The sequence below is a fragment of the Pseudomonas sp. BIC9C genome (genome assembly GCF_034541995.1).
Classification (GTDB): domain Bacteria; phylum Pseudomonadota; class Gammaproteobacteria; order Pseudomonadales; family Pseudomonadaceae; genus Aquipseudomonas; species Aquipseudomonas fluorescens_CC.
Genome location: NZ_JAWDGM010000007.1, coordinates 35231 through 59947, shown reverse-complemented (window position 1 = coordinate 59947; position 24717 = coordinate 35231). Strand labels below are relative to the sequence as shown.

The following is a 24717-nucleotide window of genomic DNA, read 5'->3' as shown; positions in this document are numbered from 1 at the left end:
GTAACGCAAAACGGCCGCTGTCAGTGATGACAAGCGGCCGTTTTTGTTTGAGCCGTAACCCCTACTCGGCTTTTTCTTCCGGCGCGTCCAGCGACTGGCGATAGACGTCCAGTGCGTCGCCGAAGTCGGCAATGAACTGCGGCTCGCTCAGCCATGCCTGGGCGGCGTCGCGGTCCATGCCGTCGGCCCACATGCGGTAGTCGATCAGCATGTCGGCGGCCAGGTGGGTGGCGGCCATGCCTTCGTCTTCGGCGTTTTCCATGTCCAGCAGTTCTGGATGGTCGATGATGATGAAGGCGAGATTCGTCAGCAGCACCGAGAGCATTTCGCTGCGGCTGACGGCTTCCGCGTCACGCATTTTGCTGAACATCGCCAGGGTGTATTCCGGGATCGGCTCCGGGAGATCCAGGTCGCTGTCCAGTGCCAGGGATTTACGACCGACCATGCGGATTTGCTTGGCTTTGGCTTTTGCGCGTTTGGCGCGTTTCTGTTGCTTGTTCAGGGAGGCCATGGGAACTCAGTTCGGTTTCTGTTGGTTTTGGTCTTGGATGACTTTGGATGCAGCCACGTAGTCCGCCTGGAATTCCGGGGATTCGATCCACGCCATCGCACCGGCTTCGTCGGTTTCAGTGGACCATTGGCGATACTCGATCAGCGCGCCGATTATGAAGTCCGTCGCTGTTTCTTCGCCTTCCTGCTCCAGCACCAATGCTAGCAGCGGATGCTCCAGAAACGCCTTGCACATGTCCTGTTGGCTGATCTTCTGCGCGTCGATCATTTCTTTGAACATATCGGTCAGGTCCACCGATTCGAAGTCGATGCGATCATCGTTCGGGTCCAGTTCGACCGGCGCGGCAGCCCGTTGGGTGCGGTTCTGCTTGGCCTTGGCCTTGGCGCGGGAAGCGCGTTTGTGCTGCTTGTTGGCGGAGGCCATGGGCGTCGTTCCGTAATTCGTTGAAAGGGCAGTGGCTCAGTTGCGTGGCACTGTCCGTCCCGGTGTGTCGGGGGCCAGTTCGCCGTTTTGCAGCCAGGACAATGCAATGGGCCATAGTGTGGCTTGGTATGCGCTGCGAAAAAGGCGAAATGCCCAACTTCTTTTTCGCCGATGTCTTCGGGGCTATGCGCAAGTGGGTGTTTGTGCTGCCGGTGAAGTAGGCGAGCAGGCGTTCGATCGCCGGGATCGTGCCATAGGGATCGTCGCTGATGCTGATGGCCAGGGCTTTTGCGGTGACGGCGGCGAAGTTTCTGATATGGATGTCCTGGCCGCTGGGGCGCCTCTCGTAGCGAGCGGTGGGCGTGCTCCAGTCGTGAACTACACCGGCAGGTGTGTCTTCCAGCCAGCCGAGTCGTTTGCCGGGAAAGTAGCCGCACAGCATCGTCACCAGCGGCATCACCACATGCCACTTGCCGAACATCCGCCAGCGATGAGCGGGCGCATAGTCGCGCCAGTAAGCGAATTGTGCGCCTACCGTCACCAGGCGCCGGATGAGTTGTCCGGAGGCTCCCAGGCCCGCTGCACAGCCGCCAAAGCTGTGGCCGACCACATTGATCGGCTGCTCGGGGAATTCGCGCTGAGCGCGCTTGAGCATCGCCTCGAAATCCAGCGCGCCCCAATCGGACCACGAGGCCTGAAGCCCCTTGAGCGATGCTGGCCGCGACTCGCCGATGCCGCGGTAGTCATAGGTGATGACATCGAAGCCGTGGGCGAACAGGTAGTCGGCAAAGCGCGAGTAATGGCGACAACGGACCGAGGTGGCGGCGTTGATGATAACGACCGGACGAGCGGCGTCCTGAGCAGGGTGTCGCCAGGTGAAGCCGCCGAGGATGAAACCGTCCGAGGCGGTTTCCTTGAACGGTTTGCCGGGCGTGGTAGCCGGCCGCGGCAACTCGACGGGAGTGGGGGCCAGTGAAGGCGTGTCCTGCAAATTCATTGTCGTCAGACCTTTGCGGGTAGCTGCCAACGATAGTCTTGATGCCGTTGATGAACAATCCATTGGCCTCAACGCAGTGGTTGATTGAGCAGCCGCTCTTCAAGTGCCGCCCGTTCCCGATCCAGCTCGTTACGGAATTCCTCCTCAGTCGGCAGGACAAGCTTGTACTTGCTGGCGAACAGTTGTTCGTTTCCTTCAAGCACCGAGTAACGCACCACGGATTCATCCTTTTGCGCACAGAGAATGATGCCGACAGTGGGGCCGTCTTCCACGCCGCGCTTCAGGTCGTCGTACATGCGCACGTACATGTCCATCTGCCCCACATCCTGATGGGTCAGTTCACCGCGCTTGATATCGAAAATGACGAAGCACTTGAGCAGGTAGTTGTAGAACACCAGATCGATGTAGAAGTCTTTGCTGTCCGTACTGATGCGTTGCTGACGGGCAATGAACGCGAAGCCCTTGCCCAGCTCCAGCAGGAAACCTTGCAGTTGTTCGATCAACGCTTGTTCGATCTCGCTTTCCTGAAGCTTTCCGGCATTGGGTAAACCAAGAAACTCCAGCACTACCGGATCACGGATGAAATCCCGAGGGCTGGCTTTCATGTTCTGAATGTTGGCAGCGGCCTCCTGCTTGACGCTGCCGCGATCGCGGCTTGCCAGCAGGCGTTCGTAATACAGTGTGTTGATCTGGCGTTCCAGAGCGCGGCTTGACCAGTTTTGTGTGGCTGATTCGTTCATGTACCAGAGACGAGCGCTGTCGTTGTCGACCCGAAGCAGGCGGCGGTAGTGGGTCCAGCTCAATTCGTGACGCAGTGCGTCACGAATTGGAAAGGCTTGATAGAACAGGCGCATGTAACGAAGGTTGGAGGCGTCAAATCCTTTTCCGAATTCTTCAGTCAGCACTTTTGCCAAGGTCGACAGTAACTCTTTGCCATACCTCGCCCGTCGCGCGCCATTCTGTTCGAACTCAACGATGTGCCGCCCGATCTGCCAACAGGTTTGCACTTGAACGGAATCGACCGTCCGAAGCACCTTCTGACGAGCCTGACGGATCAATTCGCCAAGGTTGCCAAGTAGTGATGCGAGTTGTGGGTCTTGAGTGTCATTGGATGTGAGAGTCGTCATGAAGTCTTCCGCGGCAGATTGAGCAGCGAAAGAGCATGACAAGTGAGCACCTTTCGAAGATGCCGGGAGTTACTGAAAAACAGGCAGGAAATACCGGGCTCTTCGGCAGGACGGGTCTAAATCCGGGCGAGGGCTGAGGAACAGATGGTGTAGTACGTTTCGTACTCAGGCCAAATCAATCTAAAACCCCTCCCTCCACCCGGAAATCCAAAGGTTGTAACCATTGGGTTCTGCAGAACCCGGGAGGCGTCATCATGAAACCCCTCCATTCACTTCTGTTACCTCTCACCGCCGTCGGCGTGTTGATGTTTCCATCGATGTCGCCTGCCGCCAGCCTTGATCCAGTCGACAGCGCTGGCGTACAGGTGCAGGGCCAGGAACAAAACGGCGTCGCCTACCTGTCCGGCGGTATCGGCGAGGATGAGTCGAAGGCTATTCAGCAGACCACCGGCTATAACCTGCACATGACGTTCTCTGTCGGGACGGGAAATGAATACACTTCCGACGTGAGCGTCGTTATTCAGAACGACCCGGGGCAAACCGTGCTGACGCTCAATGACGCCGGTCCGCTGGTTTACGTGAAACTGCCGGCCGGTAAATACACGGTCATTGCGACGCGCAAGGGCGAAACACGGCATGACGTTGCCAATGTTGGCAGTGGTGCAGCCCGTAGCCTGGTTTTCCACTGGAATGATGCGAGTTAACGAGAGGCTCTGAACCCTGAGTCGTGCGACTCAGGGTTGTTCGTTATTAACATCCGCGTACGCCTGGATGAGTACAACGCGTAAAGGGTTGGTTTCTACGCTCAGCAGCTTGATGGCCAAGGCGCAGCAAACCACGATCAACATGGGTTTGATCAACCGTGGTCCGACCCGGACAGCGGCCCGTGCACCCAATTGAGCGCCGACGAAGGCCGCCAAAGCCATGGCTATGGCTATCGGCCAGATAATCACGCCTTTGGTAATGAAGACCGACAGAGAACCGAGATTGCATGAGGCGTTGGCAAGTTTGGTAAAACTCATGGCCCGCATCATGCCCAAGCCGCAGAGCAGGACAAATCCGACAATAAAGAATGAGCCCACACCGGGGCCAAATATGCCGTCGTAAAAGCCCAGGATCGGCGCTACGGTAAACGAAAAGAGCAGAACACCGATTCTTTTGCGTCGATCTTCATTGGCCAGCTTTGGAGAGAATGCAAAATAGATGGCTACCAGAATCAGCATGATAGGCACGCAGACTTCCAGATAGCGCTTATCAATAGAACTGACCAGCAAAGCACCACTGGCACCGCCAATAAATCCGCAGATAATCAGGAAACGGCCTTCGCGCCACTCGATCATTCCTTTGCGAGCGAAGGTTGCAGTTGCCGAAACAGTTGCCGAAGCCGCCTGGAATTTGTTGGTGGCAATTGCACTGATCGGATCTACGCCTGCCAGGAACAATGCAGGCAAGGTGATCAAGCCGCCACCACCGGCAATCGCATCAAAAAAGCCGGCGCAAAAAGCGACGAGCGCCAACATGCCAATTACATCCCAGGACATTGCATTCTCTCTCTATAGTTATTGGCCAGTAATCACATGACTGGTCGTTCAACAGCCTGGACACATGAAAATCAGCCCTGCAGCACTAGCGGGTCCTCTGATACAACGATGGGGGAAGAAAATTTTGAAAGTCCGAAAATACGAACCAAGACCCGTCTGTTGTCTTTGATGACATCGCGGCAGTGTAGAGCCCGGATGTTGTTGATGACCATGGCCGATTCCTGGGTCAGCGTGTATTCGACCGGAGTTGCTTCACCCACACCTTGGCAAAGAGCGGTGTAAGCCGTTTTCACAAAGGTCGAGACGTTGTCATTGACCGAAAAGCGATACGAGTTAAAGCGGGCTGCGAACCCTGTCTTGTCGTCGAACTCCAGAATCGAAACGTTGCGGCCATCTTCCCCTTTGCCATAGACAAAGGAGTCACTACGAGTGAACTGGAAGTTATCCGTGGTGAGTGCGAGGCAGTTGGTGACGCCAATTTTTTCGAGTATGGGAGGTAGTGGAATGACTCGTGTAGGCTCCAGGCTTGGGTTCCACAAGGCGGAAAGTATGAGCGACGAAGGAGAGGGCGAGTGCCCGTCCTTAGCGTTCACGGCGCACCAGTAAGGCGCCTCTGTATGAGGGCCAAGCGCGAGGCCGGAATGGGAACTCAGTTCTTTGATGTCCGGCTCGGCGGGGATTCTGGTCAGTCCGCCTCCCTTGAAGTTGGCCACCAGTCGAACCAGTTTTCCGTCGTTGTCCATGTCATAGGCAAAGGCACGGTTATCCACCAGTTTCAACAAGATCTGATTACGGGCGGCCAGACAAAGTACGTCGTAACGATTTTCCAGGGATGCCAGATCTGGCATTTCGGTTGGAGGGCTGACATCGGTGACTTTTTGCAGCCCCTCAAAAATCAACACGGAAACAAGGCCATCGGAATAGGCGCCCAGCAGTTCACATTGGTTTTTCGAAAACGAGAACTTTAATTCGGTCGCTGCCAGAGACGCTTTGGACTTGGCTCCTGGTGCCTGTGGTCCGCCGATAGCGGCCAGTTTTTTGGCGAGCTTGTGAAGCAGTGTTGACTGCTGAATATCAAAGCTGAAAGTTCTGACTTCCTGTTCAGTAAAAATCTCAGCGGTTTCGACGTCTGGTTTGATGGCGTCAGTCATTGCCTATATCTCTGTTGCGTATCTGCTCCCGGTTATGCGGCAGCTCCTCTTTCGATTCTGCACAAACTGAAGATCAGCGTATGTCATCCGTTTCCGTTAAAGCATACGGAGCGTTCTTACAGGCCAGATACTGCCAGGAAGGGGGGATCTCCAATGTCGGAAACTTTTCAGGACTCGGCCCCGGCAACCGTTGCGGATGCCTGTGGTGCGGCGATAGGAGGTGGGGAATTCTCGCTTCGAAGATGACTGGACCGGTGCCTGATCAAATCGCAGGCATAAAAAAAACCCTGAATCTCGCGATTCAGGGTTTTCGGTATTTGGTGCCCAGAGACGGAATCGAACCGCCGACACGGGGATTTTCAATCCCCTGCTCTACCGACTGAGCTATCTGGGCAACGGGGCGCATTAAACGGGTTTTTCAGGGGGTCGTCAAGCAAGTTTTCAAAAAAAATTTAATTATTACCGTCGCTTACGTTCCGACCCCCGAAAAATCGGGGTTATTCCGACGGCGGCACGTAGCCTTCGGCCTTGGCGTAATCCTCGCCGGAGAAGTACTTGTCCATCTCGCCCTGCAGATATTTGCGATCTTCGGCGTTCATCATGTTCAGGCGTTTTTCGTTGATCAGCAGGGTTTGGTGCTTTTGCCAGTCGGCCCAGGCCTTGGCCGAGACGTGGTCAAAAATGTCCTGGCCTTTGGCACCCGGGAACGGTGCGCGCTCCAGGCCTGGCAATTCTTCTTTGTACTTGCGGCACATAATGGTGCGGGTCATGACGACTCTCCTGCGTTCAATACGGCGGCCGCGCGTTCGAGCAAGGTCTTGACCGGGGCGGCAAGGCCCAGGCGCGGCGGGGTGGCGAGGTTATACCAGAGCCAGTCAGCCTCGGCCACGTGATGGCCGGTCTCCTGGACCTGAACCAGCCAGGGTTCGATGGATAACTGAAAATGGCTGAAGGTGTGCACCAGGCTCGGCAATGCCTGTTGTGTGCCCAGTTCCAGCGAATGCTGCGATGCCAGGTGCGGCAGGTCGTCGAGGTCGTCGAGTTCCGGCAGGCTCCACAAGCCGCCCCACAGGCCCGTGGAGGGGCGACGGTAAAGCAGAATGGCGCCCTCGGCGTTGGCGAGCATTGGCATCAGCGTGCGCTTCTGCGGGATGGCCTTGCGCGGCTTGGGGATCGGGTAACGGGTTTCCAGGCCAAGCATGTGCGCCTCACAGCCCTTTTCCAGCGGACACAGCAGGCAGCTCGGTTTGCTGCGGGTGCAGAGCGTGGCACCGAGGTCCATCATCGCCTGGGTGTAGGCGTTGACCCGGTCGTGCGGCGTGAAGCGCTCAGCGTTGGCCCAGAGCTGTTTCGCGACCTTCGGCTCGCCGGGGTAGCCCTCTTGTGCGGTAAAGCGCGCCAGCACCCGTTTGACGTTGCCGTCGAGGATCGGCGCGCGCAGGCCCATGCTGATGCTGGCAATCGCGCCAGCGGTGGACAGGCCGATGCCCGGCAGATCAGTGAGTTTTTCCACGTCCCGGGGAAATTCGCCGCCATACTGCTCGACGACGATTTTCGCGGTTTTCTGCAGATTGCGCGCACGGGTGTAGTAACCCAGGCCTGTCCACAGGTGCAGCACTTCGTCTTCCGGTGCCGCCGCCAGGGCCTGGACCGTTGGCAACGAGGCCATGAAGCGGTCGAAGTAGTTCAGCACGGTGCTGACCTGGGTCTGCTGCAACATGATTTCCGAAACCCATACCCGATACGGGTTGATGCCCTGCTGCCAGGGCAGATCGTGACGGCCGTGACGGTCGAACCAGTCCAGCACCGCCGTTGAAAACTGCTCGGCTCTCATCGCTTGAACAGCTCCTTGAGCGCGTCTTTCAGTTTCGGGTTGACTTTGTCACCCCATTTTTCCTCGATTTTTTCGCTGATCCTGTCGCCGGCCACCTTGGTCGCGACCTGGCTCATGCGTTCGTTATCCACGCGGCAAGCCTTGGCGCCCAGCTCCAGCGGGCCGCGACAGCGCAGTGGCCACTCGATACCGACAAACTTGTCGCCGACCTGACAGGCCGGGTCCGGCATGGCGCTCGTATCGCCTTCGACGATGATGCCGACGCGATAGTCCATGCCCAGCACTCGCAGATCGATGTCACCGTCACCGTTGACGGTCATGCCCGGGATGCGCACTTTCAGGTCCGGGTTGCTGGCTACGCCGTTATGGAAGGTCAGGTTGCCCTTGAGCTCCTGGAACGGTGTGTCCTTGCCACGCGGCTCGCCGCTGAGGGTTTTGCGGTTGAGCGTGGCGATGCCTTTGCACAACTGTTGCTCAATGTTGGCATTGAGCAGCACGCCATTGGTAATGACGATACTGGTGTTGCCATTGAGGGTTTCGATCAATGCTTTCTGGCTGTTGCCGTTGCCGGTCAGGCTGCTGTTGAGCGTGACCAGGCCTTTGACAGGCGGATTCTTGCCCTGGCTTTCGAGGATTTTTTCTGCCGGTACCCGGTTGATCTTCGTCTGCAGATTCAGCGCCGGCACTGGCTGGCGCACATCGAGCGTGCCAGCGGTTTCGAAGTTGCCCTCGAACAGATCGCCGCGCAGGTTGGCCAGCGTCAGCAGGCCGCCCTGGCCAGTGGCCTTGAGCGCAGCGTTATGGATCGGCAGTTTTTGCAGGGTCAACTGGCCGAAGGTCAGGTCGGCGTCCACATCGAGCTTGCTCAAGCGTTCCACTGGCAACAGACGTTCGCTGCTCCACGCGTCCTTGGTCGGCGCAGGTGGCAGTGGTGTGCTGCCCGCGCCAGCCATGGCATCGGCTTCGGTGCTGGCGACTTCCGCCTGGCGTACCTGCGTGGCGCTATTGGCCTCGGCGGATTTCGGCGGCAGGTAACGGTCGACGTTGAAGGTGTCGGCCTTGAGCACAGCGCGCAGCGATTGTTTGGCGAAGTCTTCGACGGCAATGCGGCCGCTGAAGGTGCTGTCGTCGACTTTCAGGTTGAGGTTGTCGAGCGCGAGGCTGGTCGGCGTCGCTGCCAATCGGCTGACCAGCTCGACTTTGCTCAGGCTGCCTTCGGCCATTGCCGGGAGTTTCTGGCCGATGCTTTCGACGAATTTCGCCAGGTCGAACTGGGCAATCGAGATGCCGCCGCTGACCTGTGGGGTCTTGTCGAGGTCGTTGACCTTCAGTTCACCCAGTGCCCGCAGTTGGTTGGCGGAGATCTTGATCCCGGTCCACTCGGCAACGTTGGCAGCCTTGTCCAGCACCAGCTGGCCCTGGGCGGAGAATGTCATGGTCTTGCCTTGCAGCGGGTCGCCGGTCACTTCACCGGACAGCCTCATGTCTTCGAACTGATAGCGCTGCAGTGCACGCGCGATACGCAGCTCACCATTGAGTTCGGTGCGCACGCGCAATGCGGGCTGGTTGGCTGACAGAAAAGCCGTGAGCTTGAGCGGAATATTGACCGAGTCGTGAACCGCACCGGTACTCAACTGAATACTTTCGGCGCTGAAGCTCTTGCCGGTTCGTTCGTCGGTGTATTCGACCCGTGCGTTGTTCACGGTCAGGCTGTCGATGTCCAGGCGGATCGGCTGAGGCGGTTTTTCCGCCGCGACGGGGGCTTCGGGTGCAGATTCGGTAGTGGCTGGCGGGGTATTGGTCGTGCCGGTGTTGGCCGTTGCAGGCACCTTGCCGATGTCCTCCCAGTTGCCGTGACCATCCTTGTCGCGGTTCAGGCGCAGGTTCAGGCCTTCGATGCGCACGTCGCTCATCTGCACTTCACGGCGCAGCAGCGGCAGTACGCGCACCGACAGGCCGAGCATCTGCAAGTCAGCGTACGGTTCGGTCGGTTTGACCAGGGTCGCCACACTGGCGTCGTGCAGTTCCAGGCCCAGCCACGGGAACAGGCTCCAGCCGATATCGCCATTGAGCGTCAGCTCGATGTGGGCCTTGTCGCGGGCAATCTGGCGAATCTCGTCTTTGTAGTCGTTGGGATCGAAGAGGTGGGTCAGGGCAAAGCCCAGCGCCACAATGATCAGCAACAGCCCGAGAAGTACCAGACCCAGGATTTTGCCGAACGCTTTCATGGGCGAGTCCTTGTAGATAGTCGAAATCAAAATTTAGCCGAGGAGTATAGCGCCACCGGATAGACGACCGGTCAGCGATCACTCCGGCAACACATCCAGCGACAGTTTCATCTTGGCGGCCAGTGCCTGTGCCTCCAGGTGCCCGGCAGGCGCAAGCAAGCGCAGGGTCATGCCCGATTGCTCGGCCATTTTCCGGGCTTCGGCCACAAGTCGCTCGGCAACACCGCGGCGACGGGTAATTTTCCGCACACAAATTTGTGACAAGTACCAGGCGTCCTGGTGCCTTTGCAAACGGGCCGCCCCCAGCAGGCGATCATTGAAGCGCCCGGCGATCAGTGTGCCGTCGCGCAAACAGTCTTCGATCAACTGCGCTTCCCCGGAAAACGGAGCGAACAACCAGCCTGGAGCGTCGCGGTAGATCTTCTGCAGATCCTGCCGATCCTGGGGCGTGGCGTGGTTCAGCGACTCGACAATGATCGGCATGGTGATTCCTGTGAGGTCATGAGGCGAGAGAGATCGGATGACGTACAAAAGGTGATGTCAGTTTGGTTTTTATGTCACTTGCAGATGGTAACCTTTGCCTGTTCGTCCGTCCTTCTGCGACCTGTTGTCGCACAACAAGGTGCTCCCCGAAAAAAAACGGTCATGCCTGCGTGCATAAAGGCCGGGAGTGGACCGTGGCTGGCGAACCCTACTGATAATTGGGGGAAACACAATGACTACGAGCATCACGGCGGACGGCTTCAGCGCCAGCCAGCCTGCGTTCCTGTCCAAGGAGCGGATCATCGCCAAGCCCGGTTTCAACCGCTGGCTGGTACCACCGGCCGCGTTGGCCATCCACTTGTGCATCGGCATGGCCTACGGCTTTTCGGTGTTCTGGCTGCCGCTGTCCAAGGCGCTGGGCATCACCGCTCCGGTCGCCTGCGCGGCAGACATGAGTTTTATCGCACAAGTCTTTTCGTCTCAGTGTGACTGGCCGATCTCGATGCTCGGTTGGATCTACACCCTGTTCTTCATCTTCCTGGGGTGCTCGGCCGCCATCTGGGGTGGCTGGCTGGAACATGCCGGACCGCGCAAGGCCGGTGTTGTATCGGCTCTGTGCTGGTGCGGCGGTCTGCTGATTTCCGCTTTGGGTGTGTATACCCACCAGATCTGGCTGATGTGGATCGGCTCCGGGGTCATTGGCGGTATCGGCCTGGGCCTGGGCTACATTTCTCCGGTGTCGACCCTGATCAAGTGGTTCCCGGACAAGCGCGGCATGGCGACCGGCATGGCGATCATGGGCTTCGGCGGCGGCGCAATGGTCGGCGCTCCACTGGCGGCGGCGCTGATGGGGCATTTTGCTTCGCCAACCAGCGTCGGCGTGTGGCAGAGCTTCCTGGTGATGGCCGCGATCTACTTCGTGTTCATGATCGGTGGCGCGCTGTCCTACCGCGTTCCGCCAACCGGCTGGAAGCCCGAAGGCTGGACCGCCCCGGTGAAAAAAGTCTCGAACGCGATGATCACTCATCGTCATGTTCACGTAAATGTGGCCTGGAAGACGCCGCAATTCCGTCTGGTGTGGCTGGTGCTGTGCCTGAACGTATCCGCCGGTATCGGCATCCTCGGCATGGCGTCGCCGCTGTTGCAGGAAGTGTTCGCTGGCAAGTTGCTGGGCAATGACCTGGCGTTCGGTCAGCTCGACGCCTCGCAACTGGCTTCGATCGCCGCCATCGCTGCCGGTTTCACCGGTTTGCTGAGCCTGTTCAACATCGGCGGGCGTTTTTTCTGGGCTTCGTTCTCGGATTACCTGGGCCGCAAAAACACCTACTTCGTGTTCTTCGCCCTGGGCTTTGCCCTGTACGGACTGATTCCGAACCTTGGTCATTTGGGCAGCGTCGCGCTGTTCGTGGCGGCGTTCTGCATCATCCTGTCGATGTATGGCGGTGGCTTTGCGACCGTTCCGGCGTATCTGGCGGACCTGTTCGGCACGCAAATGGTCGGTGCGATCCACGGTCGTCTGCTGACCGCCTGGGCTGCCGCAGGCGTGCTGGGGCCGGTGCTGGTGAACTACCTGCGTGAATATCAACTGAACATCGGCGTCGAGCGCGCAGCGGCGTACGACATCACCCTGTACATCCTCGCCGGCCTGCTGGTGCTGGGTTTCCTGTGCAATCTGCTGGTGCGTCCGGTGGCCGACAAGTATTTCATGACCGACGCCGAACTGGCCGCCGAACAGGCGCTGGGCCATGACAAAGGCGCTGACAGCAGCACCGTGCTGGAGTGGAAAGCGGCTGCCGGTAGCAAGCCGCTGGCGGTTGCGGCGTGGCTGGTGGTGGGTATTCCACTGGCGTGGGGGGTGTGGGTGACCCTGCAGAAGACCGCAGTACTGTTCCACTAACACCAAGGTAAATGCAAAACCTGTGGGAGCGGGCTTGCTCGCGAAGGCGTCGTGTCAGTCGACATATATGTTGTCTGACAAACCGCTTTCGCGAGCAAGCCCGCTCCCACATTTGTTTTGTGTTCCCTCCGGGTCGCTTGTATGGACATGTACATCGCCGAGACCCCCGGATTCATTCCGTCAGCGATATCAGCTCTCGTGTTTCTGTTTGGCGCCCGCGCCCCTATAATGGTTGCCTTTTTCGCCCAATGATTTTGCGGAGCTGGTGATGGCCGAACGTAAGGCGTCTGTCGAGCGCGACACTCTGGAAACCCAGATCAAAGCCTCGATCAACCTCGATGGCACCGGAAAGGCCCGATTTGATATCGGTGTTCCTTTTCTTGAGCACATGCTGGACCAGATCGCCCGTCACGGGCTGATCGACCTGGATATTGTCAGCAAGGGCGACCTGCATATCGATGACCACCACACTGTGGAAGACGTCGGTATCACCCTCGGCCAGGCTTTCACCAAAGCCATCGGCGACAAGAAAGGCATCCGTCGCTACGGTCACGCCTACGTGCCGCTCGATGAAGCACTCTCGCGTGTGGTGATCGACTTCTCCGGCCGTCCAGGCCTGCAGATGCATGTTCCGTACACCCGTGCCACCGTCGGCGGCTTCGACGTTGACCTGTTCCAGGAATTCTTCCAGGGCTTCGTCAACCACGCCAACGTCACCTTGCACATCGACAATCTGCGTGGGCACAACACCCACCACCAGATCGAAACCGTGTTCAAGGCTTTCGGCCGCGCCCTGCGCATGGCCGTCGAGCTCGATGACCGCATGGCCGGGCAAATGCCTTCGACCAAGGGCGTGTTGTAATGCAGACAGTCGCGGTTATCGATTACGGCATGGGCAACCTGCACTCGGTGGCCAAGGCCCTCGAGCACGTCGGTGCCGGCAAGGTCCTGATCACCAGCGATGCGAACGTGATTCGCGAGGCCGACCGGGTGGTTTTCCCCGGCGTGGGTGCCATTCGCGATTGCATGGCGGAGATCCGTCGCCTCGGCTTCGATTCTCTGGTACGTGAAGTCAGCCAGGACCGTCCGTTCCTTGGTATCTGCGTGGGCATGCAAGCCTTGCTCGACACCAGCGAAGAGAACGACGGCGTCGACTGCATCGGTCTGTTCCCGGGCCAGGTGAAGTTCTTCGGCAAGGATCTGGTCGAGGACGGCGAACACCTGAAAGTCCCGCACATGGGCTGGAACGAAGTGAAGCAGAAGGTGAGTCACCCGCTGTGGCATGACATCCCGGACCTGGCGCGGTTCTACTTCGTGCACAGCTACTACATCGCTGCCGCCAACGCGCGGCAGGTGGTGGGTGGCGGTCACTACGGTGTCGATTTCGCCGCGGCGCTGGCCGAAGGCTCGCGTTTCGCCGTGCAGTTCCACCCGGAGAAAAGCCATACCCATGGCCTGCAGCTGCTGCAGAACTTCGCTGCGTGGGACGGTCGCTGGTAAATGGCCGTCAAGAAAAAGCCGCCGATCCTGACCCTCACTCCTGAACAGGAGAGCGAGGCCAATCGCAAGATCAAGCGGTTCATGGAGGATCGCTTCGAACTGGACCTGGGTTCGTTCGAAGCGGCTGAAATTCTTGAGCTGTTTACCCGCGAAATTGCTCCGCACTATTACAACAGGGCGATTTTCGATGTGCAGGCGCACCTCAAAGAGAGGTTCGAAAGCATCGAAAGCGACCTGTGGGCGCTCGAGAAAAACTGATTTCCGAGCCAAGCTGAACATTCAAATTTGAAGGTTTGCCAGATGCTGATTATTCCCGCTATCGATCTTAAAGACGGTGCCTGTGTTCGTCTGCGCCAGGGCCGCATGGAAGATTCCACAGTGTTCTCCGATGACCCGGTGAGCATGGCTGCCAAGTGGGTGGAGGGCGGTTGCCGTCGTCTGCATCTGGTCGACCTGAACGGCGCCTTCGAAGGCCAACCGGTCAACGGCGAAGTGGTCACCGCCATCGCCAAGCGCTACCCGAACCTGCCGATCCAGATCGGCGGCGGCATCCGTTCCCTTGAAACCATCGAGCACTACGTGAAAGCGGGCGTGAGCTACGTGATCATCGGCACCAAGGCCGTGAAAGATCCGGCCTTCGTCGCGGAAGCCTGCCGCGCATTCCCGGGCAAGGTAATTGTCGGCCTGGACGCCAAGGACGGTTTCGTCGCCACCGACGGCTGGGCTGAAATCAGCACCGTGCAGGTGATCGACCTGGCTAAACAGTTCGAAGCCGACGGCGTGTCCGCCATCATTTATACCGACATCGCCAAAGACGGCATGATGCAGGGCTGCAACGTACCGTTCACAGCCGCGCTGGCTGCTGCCACGCGCATTCCAGTGATCGCTTCGGGCGGCATTCACAACCTGGGTGATATCAAGTCGCTGCTCGACGCCAAGGCGCCGGGCATCATCGGTGCGATCACTGGCCGGGCGATCTACGAAGGCACCCTCGACGTCGCTGAAGCGCAAGCTTTCTGCGACTCGTACAAAGGCTGAGGACTGACCATGGCGCTGGCCAAACGCATCATCCCTTGCCTGGACGTGGATAACGGCCGGGTGGTCAAGGGTGTGAAATTCGAAAACATCCGCGATGCCGGGGACCCGGTGGAAATCGCCCGTCGCTACGACGAGCAGGGTGCCGACGAGATTACCTTTCTCGACATCACTGCCAGTGTCGACGGCCGCGACACCACGCTGCACACGGTAGAACGCATGGCCAGCCAGGTGTTCATCCCGCTGACCGTCGGCGGCGGCGTGCGCACCGTGCAGGACATCCGCAACTTGCTCAATGCCGGCGCGGACAAGGTTTCGATCAACACCGCAGCGGTGTTCAATCCGGAGTTTGTCGGCGAAGCCGCGCAGCATTTCGGTTCGCAATGCATCGTGGTTGCCATCGACGCGAAGAAGGTTTCCGGGCCGGGCGAAACCCCGCGCTGGGAAATCTTCACCCACGGCGGCCGCAAACCAACCGGTCTCGACGCCGTTGAGTGGGCGAAGAAGATGGAAGGCCTGGGCGCCGGTGAAATCTTGCTGACCAGCATGGACCAGGACGGCATGAAAAACGGTTTCGACCTGGGTGTTACCCGCGCCATCAGCGATGCGCTGGGCATTCCTGTGATCGCCTCCGGCGGTGTTGGCAACCTGCAGCACCTGGCCGACGGCATCCTTGAAGGCCATGCCAGCGCGGTATTGGCGGCGAGTATTTTCCACTTCGGCGAATACACCGTGCAGGAAGCCAAGGCCTATATGGCTCATCGCGGAATCGTGATGCGCTAAGGTCTGCGCGAAAACTGCCTGCGCGACAATCATGCTGCGTTAAAAACAGGCTCGGAATGCTCATGTAGATCTCTACAGTCGGGCGCGACCCCGGCCGTTCCTCGCCTGTTTTTGCCTTGCCTGATCGCCGCTCGGCGATTTTTCGCACAGACCTTGAACAAACCGATACAGGCCAGTGGACATCATGGCGGGCTCAAGGCACTCTTGGGTACGCCATGGATTTCGGTAGCCAGACATGCTTAAACGTCTCCTTCTAGCCCTCGCCAGTGCTTCGCTATTGTTGGTCATCGGGGCGCACGCTAAAGACAGTCCCGATACCGGCATGGTGCTGCTGACGGAAAACTTCCCGCCGTACAACATGGCGAAGAACGGCAAGAACTTCGCTCAGGACGAGAACATCAATGGCATCGCCACCGATATCGTCCGCGAGATTTTCAAGCGTGCCGACATTAACTACAGCCTGACACTGCGGTTCCCTTGGGAGCGAATCTACAAACTCACCCTCGAGAAACCCGGCTACGGCGTATTTGTCATGGCGCGTTTGCCGGATCGCGAAAAACTCTTCAAGTGGGTCGGTCCCATCGGCCCGGACGACTGGATCATGCTGGCCAAGGCTGACAGCAAGATCACCCTCGAAACCCTGAACGACGCACGTAAATACAGGATTGGCGCCTACAAGGGCGATGCGATCGCCGAGACGCTGGCCAAGCAGGGACTCAATCCGATCGTCGTGCTGCGCGATCAGGACAATGCGAAGAAGCTGGTCAACGGTCAGATCGACCTGTGGGCCACGGGTGACCCGGCGGGGCGCTATCTGGCGCGCCAGGAAGGGGTTAACGGGTTGAAAACCGTACTGCGTTTCAACAGTGCCGAACTGTACCTGGCACTGAACAAGGACGTGACGGACGAGACGGTGGCCAAGCTCCAGGCGGCGCTGGATCAGATGCGCAAGGAAGGCAAGGTGGACGAGATCATGGCGCAGTATCTGTAGGATTCAACACCAACCCTTTAGTCATGCCCGGCCCCCTGTGGGAGCGAGCTTGCTCGCGATGTCGGTCTGCCAGTCGATAGAGATGTTGAATGTGATGGCGCTATCGCGAGCAAGCTCGCTCCCACAGGGTTCTGCGGTGTAGATCTAGCGGTACACCCCATCCTTCCCATGCGCAGCCGTCGCCCGATTGCCGCGCACACTGATCATCTGCTTGATATCAATCCACTCGATCCCCTGAGTCTTCAGCTTCGGCAGTTCTCGCTCCAAAACAGCCAGCGTCTGTGGATACGGGTGCCCGATCATCACTGCCGAACCCTGCTTGCGCGCGAGGCTGATTGCTGTCTGCAACTGGGTGAAGATCGCCGCTTCAGTACGCTCATCGTCGAGAAACACATCCCGCGACACGCTCGCCAGACCGATCTTCTGCGCTTCGGCCGCGGCCACGGTCTGCGCGCTGGTGCGACTGTCGACGAAGAACTTGTACCGTCGTTGCAGGTCCGCCATCAGCCAGGTCATGGCGGCTGGTTGTGCGGTCATGCGGCTGCCCATGTGATTGTTGATGCCGCTGGTGTACGGGACCATTTTGAACGCGGCGTTCAGGCGTTTTTCCAGCTCGTCGATGGGCAACTCGGGATGCCAGGCGAACGGTCCGGTGGCCGGATCCATGGGCATGTGCAGGATGACGATCTTGCCGGCACGATGGGCTTCGCGGGCGAATTCGGTGGCGTGGGGCGTGTCGGGCATGATCGCCGTGGTGACCGGGCCGGGCAGGGCCAGCACGCGACGATCCCGAGGCAGGTTCTGCCCCAGGTCGTCGATGATCAGACTCAGGTAGGCTTTGTGGGGCGTCGATCCGGCGGGTTCTGCGTGGGCAACACCCGCCAGACAGCACAACAGAGCAATCAGCAACCGCAGAAACATCTCAACGGCCGGACGTGATGCTCAGTCCTTTGAGCAGGCTCAGGGCCTGGGCCAGTTGGTAGTCATCATCCTGTGGCATTGGCTTGGCTTTGCCGCTGGAGCCGGTCGGTTTGTCGGCGCCGCCGTTGCCGTTGCCCAGGTGACCCTGCAAGTCAGCTTCCTTGAAGTAGTCGCCGTCCTGCTCGCTGGTGATCTTGGCCTTGCGCACTTCGATGTCCGGGACGATGCCCTGGGCCTGGATGGAGCGGCCGTTCGGCGTGTAATACAACGCCGTGGTGATTTTCAATGCGCGTTCATTGTTCAGCGGCAGCACGGTTTGCACCGAGCCTTTGCCGAAACTGGTGGTGCCCATCAGCACGGCGCGTTTCTGGTCCTGCAGGGCGCCGGCGACAATTTCCGAAGCCGAGGCGCTGCCGCCGTTGATCAACACGACCATTGGCACGGCTTCGCTTTCGTCCTTGCCGGTGGCAGAGAAACGCAGCTCGGAGTTGGCGATGCGGCCCTTGGTGTAAACGATCAGGCCCTTGGTGATGAAGTGGTCGACCACCTCCACCGCCGCCTGCAACACGCCGCCCGGGTTGTTGCGCAGGTCGAGAATGATGCCCTTGAGCTTCTTGCCATTGTCTTTGCGCAGCTTGGCCAGGGCCTTGGAAACCTCTTCACCGGTCTTGACCTGGAACTGGGTGATGCGGATGTAGCCGTAGCCCGATTCCAGCAACTGGCTCTTCACACTCTTCACCTGGATGACGGCGCGGGCCAGGGTCACGTCGAACGGCGTGCCGCCGTCGCGCACCAGGGTCAGGGTGATTTTCTGGCCGATCTTGCCGCGCATCTTGTCGACGGCTTCGGTCATGCTCTGGCCCCGGGTGGGCTGGCCGTTGATCTTGACGATGAAGTCGCCGGCCTGAATGCCAGCCTTGGAAGCTGGAGTGTCGTCAATGGGCGACACCACTTTGATGAAGCCGTCTTCGGCACCGACTTCGATACCCAGGCCACCGAATTCCCCGCTGGTACTTTCCTGCAACTCGGCGAAATCTTCAGGGCCGAGGTAGGCAGAGTGCGGATCGAGGTTGCTGAGCATGCCCTTGATGGCGTTTTCCAGCAGGGTCTTGTCGTCTACCGGTTCGACATAGGCGGCCTTGATCCGGTCCATCACCTCGGCGAAGGTGCGCAACTCGTCCAGCGGCAGTGGCGCCTTGGTGGTCGCAGCAGTGCCCGCAGGCGCAACCGCCGGCGCTGGTTGAGCGGCAAACGCCAAAGGCGCGCCGATCACCAGGGCGATCGTCAGGGCCAGCGAGGTAAGGCGGGACAAATGCAGCATGTCGAACGAACTCCTAATGTAGGTGACTCAACGCCTATCCTTGCGCGTGGCACCATTGCGCCGGGTCACTCGGGTGACCCTGCTGACGAATTGCGAAATACAGCGCTGGTGTGTCCTGCCCGCCACTGTTGCCGACAGTGGAAATAGGCTCACCGGCTTTTACAACGTCACCCGCAGACTTGAGCAGCGTCTGGTTGTGACCGTACAGGCTCAAATAACCGTTGCCGTGGTCGAGAATCACCAGCAGCCCGGCGCCGCGCAACCAGTCGGCGAACACCACGCGACCACCGTGTACGGCATGCACCGCACTGCCGGCGGACGCGCCGATCATCACGCCATCCCACTTGGTCCGGGCATCATCGCCACGGTTTTCACCGAAGCGCGCCAACAGTCGACCATCGACAGGCCAGGGAAGTTTGCCGCGGGTTGATGCAAACGGGCCACCAAAGGTCTCGCCGGAACTGGAAACCAGTGCGCCGGGAGTCGATCTGACCGGTTTGCGTGGGGCGTCGTCGTTGGCATCTGCCAGCGCCTGGGCCTCACGTAAACGCTTTTTTTCGGCTTCCTGCTGGGCAATCAGCGCTTTTTGCCGCGCTTCTTCTGCCTCACGGGCCTGGCGGGCCAGGGTTTCTTCAATGGTTTTAAGGACTTTAGACAGGTCTGCCTGATCCTGCTCGCGCGCCGCCAGTTTCTGATCGCGAGCTTTTACGTCGTCATTGAGCTTGGCCAGGACTTGCTGGCGCTCCTGGCGGACTTTCTCGAGTTCGCCACGCTGGGTGTCGAGGCTGCTTTGCTGCACCAGCAATTGCGCCTGCTGCATGGCGATGTCTTTTTCGACATTGGTCAGTTGGCGCAGGGTTTCGTTGAAGCTTTTCAACTGCTCCAGGCGAGCCTGGCTCAGGTAGTCGTAATAGGTGAGGGTTCGGGCGAACTTCTCGGGGTTCTGCTGGTTGAGCAGCAGCTTGAGGTATTCCTGGCGACCGTTCTGGTAGGCCGCCCGGGCCTGCATGGCGATCAGTCGTTGCTGTTCAGTGCGCGCGCTCTGGAGTTTTTTTTTCTCTGCGTCGAGGCGCTGTAGCTCGGCTTCGCTTTTCTTCAGCTCTTTTTGCAGGGCTTCGACCTGCTTCTCGAGCTTGCCCATTTCAGTTTCGGTGCCCTTGAGCTCTTTCTGCACACCGGACTTCTCTTCCTGCAGCTTGCCCAGCAGTTTCTTCAGCTCGGCAATGTCCTGACGCGTGGCGTCCAACTGTTGTTGGGTTTCTGCGCGCTCGTCAGCAAAGGCCGGTTGGAGCAGGCATGTCAGAGCTAGGGCTATCAGGACGCGAAGCATAGGGGCGGGCGGCACCAGGGAAAGGGACGGCCTAGTATGCCCGCCATGGGCGGCAAAAAAAATGCCCATTTCTGACTGTGTGATAACTGGATGGAAAAACACCGCAAAACCAATGTGGGAGCGGGCTTGCTCGCGAATGCGGTGTGTCAGGCAACGTTGATGTCGACTGGCACAATGCTTTCGCGAGCAAGCCCGCTCCCACAGGGTTTTGTAGTGATTTGAATAACCGAGTTACACCAGAATCGAAGTCCCGGTCATTTCCGCCGGTTGTTCCAGGCCCAGCAATTTCAGCATGGTTGGCGCCACGTCCGCCAGCACACCGCCTTCGCGGACCTTCAGGTCGCGCTTGCCGACATAAATGAACGGTACCGGTTCGGATGTGTGTGCGGTGTGCGCCTGGCCAGTGGTTTCATCGGACATTTGCTCGACGTTACCGTGGTCAGCGGTGATCAAGGCTTCGCCGCCGACTTTTTCCAGGGCGTCGACGATGCGGCCCACGCACAGGTCCAGGCATTCAACGGCCTTGACCGCCGCTTCGAACACGCCACTGTGGCCGACCATGTCGCCGTTGGCGTAGTTGACCACGATCACGTCGTAACGCTGGTTTTCGATGGCGTCGACGATGCGATCGGTGACTTCCGGTGCGCTCATTTCCGGCTGCAAGTCATAGGTAGCGACTTTCGGCGACGGAATCAGGATGCGTTCTTCGCCCGGGAACGGTTCTTCGCGCCCGCCTGAGAAGAAGAAGGTCACGTGGGCGTATTTTTCGGTTTCGGCGATGCGCAGCTGGGTCTTGCCGTTTTGCGCCAGGTAGTCGCCCAGCACGTTTTCCAGGCTGCCGGCGGCGAAAGCCGATGGCGCAGGGATGCTGGCGGCGTATTGGGTCAGCATGACGAAGCCGGCCAGTTTCGGCTGGCGGGCACGCTCGAACTCACTGAAGTTGTCTTCGACGAACACGCGGGTCAGCTCGCGGGCGCGGTCGGCGCGGAAGTTCATGAACACCACGGCATCGCCGTCTTCGACTTTTACCGGCTCACCGATGGAGGTGGCTTTGACGAACTCGTCGCTCTCGCCGCGCTCGTAGGCCGCTTGCAGGCCTTCCTGAGCGGTAGCGGCGTTGAATTCGCCCTGGCCGTCGACAATCAGGCTGTAGGCCTGGGACACGCGGTCCCAACGGTTGTCGCGGTCCATGGCGTAGTAACGGCCGATCAGGCTGGCGATCCGGCCTTTGCCCAAGGCCTGGAAGGTCGCGTCGAGCAGTTCGATCGACGATTGCGCGCTTTTCGGCGGAGTGTCGCGGCCATCGAGGAAGGCGTGCAGGTAGATGTTTTGAGCGCCGCGCTTGAAGGCCAGCTCGGCCATGGCGACCAGGTGATCCTGGTGGCTATGCACGCCGCCATCGGACAGCAGGCCCATGAAATGCACGGCTTTGCCAGCGGCGACGGCCTTGTCCACGGCAGCGCAGATGGTCGGGTTCTCGAAGAACTCGCCGTCGCGGATCGATTTGGTGACGCGAGTGAAGTCCTGATACACCACGCGGCCGGCACCCAGGTTCATGTGGCCGACTTCGGAGTTGCCCATCTGGCCATCCGGCAGGCCGACGTCCATGCCGCTGCCCGAGATCAGGCCGTTTGGCACCGTGGCCCACAGACGATCCAGTACAGGCTTCTTCGCCGCGAAAATGGCGTTTGATTCGGGGCTGTCGCTGTGACCGAAGCCGTCGAGAATCATCAGGACCAAAGGTTTAGGCGTGGTAGTCATGGAATCCACTCGTGGCTGAGGTAAAAGGGGTAATGGAAAAAGGAGTCGCAGTTTAAAGCGAAGTTCCGGCCACGTCACCGCCGGACGGGGTTTGGCCCACCATAGTGGCTGTGTATACTGGCCGACATTTTAACGCCCTGGAACCTCCTTCGATGGTTGCTCACCTGATTGAATTCGCCACTAACCACTACATTCTCGTCGGTATCTTCGTCGTACTGCTGGCGTTGCTGATTGCCTACCAAATGCAGGGCGGCGGCCGCAGCCTGAGCACCGGCGAACTGACCGGCCTGGTCAACAAGGACGCGGGCGTCGTGGTCGACATTCGTCCGAGCAAGGATTTCGCCGCCGGTCACATTGTCGGTGCGGTGAACATTCCCCAGGACAAACTGGCCGCCCGCGTTGGCGAACTGGAAAAGCACAAGGCCAAGACCATCATCCTGGTCGACGCCATGGGCCAGACCGCTGGCACCCACGCCCGCGAACTGATGAAATCCGGCTTCACCGCCGCCAAGCTGTCCGGCGGTATTTCCAGCTGGAAAGCCGACAATCTGCCGCTGGTGAAGTGATATGAGTAGCGTCGTCGTCTATTCCAGCGATTACTGCCCTTACTGCTCGCGAGCCAAGTACCTGCTCGAGAACAAAGGCGTGGCCTTCGAAGAGATCAAGGTCGATGGCAAACCGCAGGTGCGCGCTGCGATGGCCCAGAAGGCCGGGCGTACGTCCGTGCCGCAAATCTGGATCGGCAGCACCCACGTGGGCGGTTGTGATGATTTGTTCGCCTTGGAGCGTGCCGGTAAGCTCGACGCGTTGCTCAAGGCCTGACGGCAATACCCCAAGCAAACCTAAAAGAACCCTGGATCAAGAAGGATCTGCGATGACTGACCAACAGAACACTGCTGCGAACGAAGAAGAAACTGCACCGCAATTCTCCTTGCAGCGCATTTATGTGCGTGACCTGTCCTTCGAAGCTCCGAAAAGCCCGGCGATCTTCCGCCAGCAGTGGGAGCCGAGCGTCGCTCTGGATCTGAACACCCGTCAAAAGACACTGGAAGCCGACTTCCACGAAGTCGTGCTGACCTTGTCGGTTACCGTGAAAAACGGTGACGAAGTGGCGTTCATCGCCGAAGTGCAACAGGCCGGGATCTTCCTGATCAAGAACCTGGACGACGCTTCCATGAGCCACACCCTGGGTGCGTTCTGCCCGAACATCCTGTTCCCGTATGCTCGCGAAACCCTGGACAGCCTGGTGACCCGTGGTTCGTTCCCGGCACTGATGCTGGCTCCGGTGAACTTCGATGCGCTGTACGCACAAGAGCTGCAACGCATGCAGGCTGCTGGCGAGACGCCGACCGTTCAGTAAGCATTTCTGAGCGTCGAAGCAAGTCCAATGTGGGAGCGGGCTTGCTCGCGAAAGCGGTTTTTCAGTCAACATTCATGTTGAAGCTGATGACTCCTTCGCGAGCAAGCCCGCTCCCACATTTGTTATGCGCTGTTACTTGAAGTCGTTTTGCCGCCACGCTTCGTAAACGGCCACCGCCACGGTATTGGACAGGTTCAGGCTACGGCAGCCCTCTCGCATCGGCAGGCGCAGGCGTTGTTCGGCTGGCAGGGCCTCCAGCACTTCGGCGGGCAGTCCACGGCTTTCCGGGCCGAACAGGAATGCATCGCCGGGGACGAAACTGGCGTCGTGGAACGGCCGCGAGCCTTTGGTGGTGAAGGCGAACACCCGCGGGTTGCCCAGGCTTTCCAGGCAGCTGGCCAGGTCCGCATGGCGTTGCAGGGTGGCATACTCGTGGTAGTCGAGACCGGCGCGGCGCAGGCGCTTGTCGTCCATCTCGAAGCCCAGTGGTTCGATCAAATGCAGGTGGCAGCCACTGTTGGCGCACAGCCTGATAACGTTGCCGGTGTTCGGCGGAATTTCTGGTTGGAAAAGGATGACGTGAAACATGCACGGCTCCGAAGGTAAAGATGACGCGCATTCTACGCCGCCAGAAGGCGTGCGTTCGAAACTATTCCTGCAGGTGATGGGCTCGCTGGCGATTGTCGGGGTGATGGTCGGGATGATGATCGGTCGCCTGACCACACCAGACCCCAGTCAGTTGCAGCAGGTTGAGGTGACGAACGACGGGCTGGTGGTGTGGTTCAACAACGAACCCAAGACCCGCGGCGAAATTGTGGACGGCAGTGTCGCGCTGCTGTTTGGCGCTGAGGGCAAGGCGCAGAAAGGTCAGCTCAAGCTCGGCGGCAAGGATGTGACCTGGCGGGTACGTTTGAGTGATGAGGGGTTGTTGCTGACGCTGGTGGCGGCCCGGCCCCTGCAGGGCGAGTGGGCCGGTAGCGAGGTCGATGACCGCTGGCGGCTGGAGATCCATCTCCGGGAGCAATAAAAGAGGGAATCCCCGGCCTGCCTGTACCAAGGTCCCCAAAACGGGAGGGCTCGCGCATCGCGTCGTGAGTCCGGTGTAAAGAAGGAACCCCTGACCTGCCTGTATCAAGGGCCCCAAAACTGCTGGGCTCGTCGCTTTGAGCGGTATGAGCCCGATGTAAAGAGGGGAATCCCCGGCCTGCCTGTACCAAGGTCCCCGAAACCGGGTAGGTGAACTGATTCACTTGAAAGGGTTATTGCAGGGGGCGTGCCAGGTTTTCACAAGTTGAAACAGAAACCCGCGTATAAACGTCGAAAGCCCCGTAATCCGGGGCTTTCGTGTTTTTTCGATAGGGGTTCGATAGCGAATGTAGGCGGGGTTTCGGGTCGGTTGTCGTGCGCGATTGCGGTTCACAGTGCCTTCAGGCGGTGCACGCAGCTCTGAATGTGGGAGCGGGCTTGCTCGCGAAAGCGGTGTATCAGTCAAAATTGAAGTCGACTGACACACCGCTTTCGCG

General features: G+C 59.2%; 26 protein-coding genes, 1 tRNA gene and 1 pseudogene. 12 read left to right on the top strand and 16 right to left on the bottom strand.

The genetic code is table 11. From position 1 onward, the window contains the following. Window positions 1-61 precede the first annotated feature (61 nt). The 4 genes and pseudogenes from RS887_RS26120 to RS887_RS26105 all read right to left on the bottom strand — a co-directional run bounded on the left by RS887_RS26120 (window position 62) and on the right by RS887_RS26105 (window position 3058). A complete protein-coding gene (locus tag RS887_RS26120; protein ID WP_322617650.1) occupies window positions 62-511 on the bottom strand; it encodes a hypothetical protein in 450 nt (149 codons plus the stop codon). Between the two features lie 6 nt (window positions 512-517). Beyond that, window positions 518-934 (bottom strand): hypothetical protein, encoded by a 417-nt coding sequence (locus tag RS887_RS26115; RefSeq protein WP_322617649.1) that lies wholly within the window; start codon window positions 932-934, stop codon window positions 518-520. A 36-nt stretch (window positions 935-970) separates the two neighbouring features. Further along, window positions 971-1931 (bottom strand): annotated as a pseudogene (locus tag RS887_RS26110) (alpha/beta fold hydrolase). A 68-nt stretch (window positions 1932-1999) separates the two neighbouring features. Then, on the bottom strand, window positions 2000-3058 hold the full coding sequence (locus RS887_RS26105; protein WP_322617648.1) for a PDDEXK nuclease domain-containing protein: 1059 nt from the start codon (window positions 3056-3058) through the stop codon (window positions 2000-2002). 254 nt (window positions 3059-3312) lie between these two features. On the opposite strand from RS887_RS26105, the gene RS887_RS26100 reads away from it, so the two are divergent. Then, window positions 3313-3762 (top strand): carboxypeptidase regulatory-like domain-containing protein, encoded by a 450-nt coding sequence (locus RS887_RS26100; protein WP_322617647.1) that lies wholly within the window; start codon window positions 3313-3315, stop codon window positions 3760-3762. 30 nt (window positions 3763-3792) lie between these two features. On the opposite strand, the gene RS887_RS26095 is transcribed toward RS887_RS26100, so the two are convergent. The 7 genes from RS887_RS26095 to RS887_RS26065 form a co-directional block, all read right to left on the bottom strand. Beyond that, window positions 3793-4599 (bottom strand): TSUP family transporter, encoded by an 807-nt coding sequence (locus RS887_RS26095; RefSeq protein ID WP_322617646.1) that lies wholly within the window; start codon window positions 4597-4599, stop codon window positions 3793-3795. Between the two features lie 71 nt (window positions 4600-4670). Further along, entirely contained in the window at window positions 4671-5750 is a 1080-nt protein-coding gene (locus tag RS887_RS26090; protein WP_322617645.1) for a hypothetical protein, read from the bottom strand. 318 nt (window positions 5751-6068) lie between these two features. Continuing rightward, window positions 6069-6144, bottom strand: a tRNA-Phe gene (locus RS887_RS26085). Between the two features lie 103 nt (window positions 6145-6247). Then, window positions 6248-6520 carry an oxidative damage protection protein gene (locus tag RS887_RS26080; RefSeq protein WP_007972770.1) on the bottom strand — a complete coding sequence of 91 codons (273 nt, stop codon included), beginning with the start codon at window positions 6518-6520 and terminating at the stop codon, window positions 6248-6250. Next, window positions 6517-7584 (bottom strand): A/G-specific adenine glycosylase, encoded by a 1068-nt coding sequence (mutY, locus tag RS887_RS26075; RefSeq protein WP_322617644.1) that lies wholly within the window; start codon window positions 7582-7584, stop codon window positions 6517-6519. Before mutY ends, RS887_RS26080 begins: the two co-directional genes overlap by 4 nt. Next, a complete protein-coding gene (locus tag RS887_RS26070; protein ID WP_322617643.1) occupies window positions 7581-9812 on the bottom strand; it encodes an AsmA family protein in 2232 nt (743 codons plus the stop codon). The genes mutY and RS887_RS26070 overlap by 4 nt, the downstream gene beginning before the upstream one ends. Before the next feature lie 78 nt (window positions 9813-9890). Continuing rightward, window positions 9891-10295: an acetyl-CoA sensor PanZ family protein gene (locus RS887_RS26065; RefSeq protein WP_322617642.1), complete on the bottom strand. Its 405-nt coding sequence runs from the start codon at window positions 10293-10295 to the stop codon at window positions 9891-9893. Between the two features lie 232 nt (window positions 10296-10527). Here RS887_RS26065 and RS887_RS26060 point away from each other — a divergent pair, with 232 nt between their 5' ends. From RS887_RS26060 to RS887_RS26030, 7 genes are all read left to right on the top strand, one after another. Further along, complete coding sequence (locus tag RS887_RS26060) at window positions 10528-12192, top strand: OFA family MFS transporter (protein ID WP_322617641.1); 1665 nt, start codon at window positions 10528-10530, stop codon at window positions 12190-12192. Between the two features lie 268 nt (window positions 12193-12460). Then, window positions 12461-13054 (top strand): imidazoleglycerol-phosphate dehydratase HisB, encoded by a 594-nt coding sequence (gene hisB / locus RS887_RS26055; RefSeq protein ID WP_003186751.1) that lies wholly within the window; start codon window positions 12461-12463, stop codon window positions 13052-13054. Then, window positions 13054-13692, top strand: coding sequence for an imidazole glycerol phosphate synthase subunit HisH (gene hisH, locus RS887_RS26050; RefSeq protein ID WP_007989198.1), 639 nt, complete (start codon window positions 13054-13056; stop codon window positions 13690-13692). Before hisB ends, hisH begins: the two co-directional genes overlap by 1 nt. Continuing rightward, on the top strand, window positions 13693-13950 hold the full coding sequence (locus RS887_RS26045) for a DUF2164 domain-containing protein (protein WP_007989200.1): 258 nt from the start codon (window positions 13693-13695) through the stop codon (window positions 13948-13950). It begins immediately after the preceding gene. A gap of 42 nt (window positions 13951-13992) precedes the next feature. Further along, a complete protein-coding gene (hisA, locus tag RS887_RS26040; RefSeq protein WP_322617640.1) occupies window positions 13993-14730 on the top strand; it encodes a 1-(5-phosphoribosyl)-5-[(5-phosphoribosylamino)methylideneamino]imidazole-4-carboxamide isomerase in 738 nt (245 codons plus the stop codon). A 9-nt stretch (window positions 14731-14739) separates the two neighbouring features. Then, the gene (gene hisF / locus RS887_RS26035) at window positions 14740-15510 is read left to right on the top strand and encodes an imidazole glycerol phosphate synthase subunit HisF (RefSeq protein WP_007897430.1); all 771 of its coding nucleotides are present in this window, start codon (window positions 14740-14742) and stop codon (window positions 15508-15510) included. A gap of 235 nt (window positions 15511-15745) precedes the next feature. Next, window positions 15746-16501 (top strand): ABC transporter substrate-binding protein, encoded by a 756-nt coding sequence (locus RS887_RS26030; protein WP_322617639.1) that lies wholly within the window; start codon window positions 15746-15748, stop codon window positions 16499-16501. A 144-nt stretch (window positions 16502-16645) separates the two neighbouring features. On the opposite strand, the gene RS887_RS26025 is transcribed toward RS887_RS26030, so the two are convergent. From RS887_RS26025 to gpmI, 4 genes are all read right to left on the bottom strand, one after another. Continuing rightward, complete coding sequence (locus RS887_RS26025; RefSeq protein WP_322617638.1) at window positions 16646-17422, bottom strand: divergent polysaccharide deacetylase family protein; 777 nt, start codon at window positions 17420-17422, stop codon at window positions 16646-16648. A gap of 1 nt (window position 17423) precedes the next feature. Beyond that, window positions 17424-18743: a S41 family peptidase gene (locus RS887_RS26020; protein WP_008018959.1), complete on the bottom strand. Its 1320-nt coding sequence runs from the start codon at window positions 18741-18743 to the stop codon at window positions 17424-17426. A gap of 34 nt (window positions 18744-18777) precedes the next feature. Next, complete coding sequence (locus RS887_RS26015) at window positions 18778-20073, bottom strand: murein hydrolase activator EnvC (RefSeq protein WP_322617637.1); 1296 nt, start codon at window positions 20071-20073, stop codon at window positions 18778-18780. Window positions 20074-20304: 231 nt separating this feature from the next. Next, window positions 20305-21834: a 2,3-bisphosphoglycerate-independent phosphoglycerate mutase gene (gpmI, locus tag RS887_RS26005; RefSeq protein ID WP_322617636.1), complete on the bottom strand. Its 1530-nt coding sequence runs from the start codon at window positions 21832-21834 to the stop codon at window positions 20305-20307. Between the two features lie 152 nt (window positions 21835-21986). Here gpmI and RS887_RS26000 point away from each other — a divergent pair, with 152 nt between their 5' ends. The 3 genes from RS887_RS26000 to secB are packed head-to-tail and all read left to right on the top strand — an operon-like array spanning window position 21987 to window position 23194. Then, complete coding sequence (locus RS887_RS26000; RefSeq protein ID WP_007989216.1) at window positions 21987-22400, top strand: rhodanese-like domain-containing protein; 414 nt, start codon at window positions 21987-21989, stop codon at window positions 22398-22400. A 1-nt stretch (window position 22401) separates the two neighbouring features. Further along, complete coding sequence (gene grxC, locus RS887_RS25995) at window positions 22402-22656, top strand: glutaredoxin 3 (RefSeq protein ID WP_008018956.1); 255 nt, start codon at window positions 22402-22404, stop codon at window positions 22654-22656. Between the two features lie 52 nt (window positions 22657-22708). Next, a complete protein-coding gene (gene secB, locus RS887_RS25990) occupies window positions 22709-23194 on the top strand; it encodes a protein-export chaperone SecB (protein ID WP_057397192.1) in 486 nt (161 codons plus the stop codon). Between the two features lie 132 nt (window positions 23195-23326). Here secB and RS887_RS25985 read toward each other — a convergent pair whose 3' ends face one another. After that, window positions 23327-23782 carry a tRNA (cytidine(34)-2'-O)-methyltransferase gene (locus RS887_RS25985; RefSeq protein ID WP_322617635.1) on the bottom strand — a complete coding sequence of 152 codons (456 nt, stop codon included), beginning with the start codon at window positions 23780-23782 and terminating at the stop codon, window positions 23327-23329. Here RS887_RS25985 and RS887_RS25980 point away from each other — a divergent pair. Then, window positions 23781-24221 carry a hypothetical protein gene (locus RS887_RS25980; protein WP_322617634.1) on the top strand — a complete coding sequence of 147 codons (441 nt, stop codon included), beginning with the start codon at window positions 23781-23783 and terminating at the stop codon, window positions 24219-24221. The two genes, RS887_RS25985 and RS887_RS25980, sit on opposite strands and share 2 nt — an antisense overlap. Window positions 24222-24717: the final 496 nt, after the last annotated feature.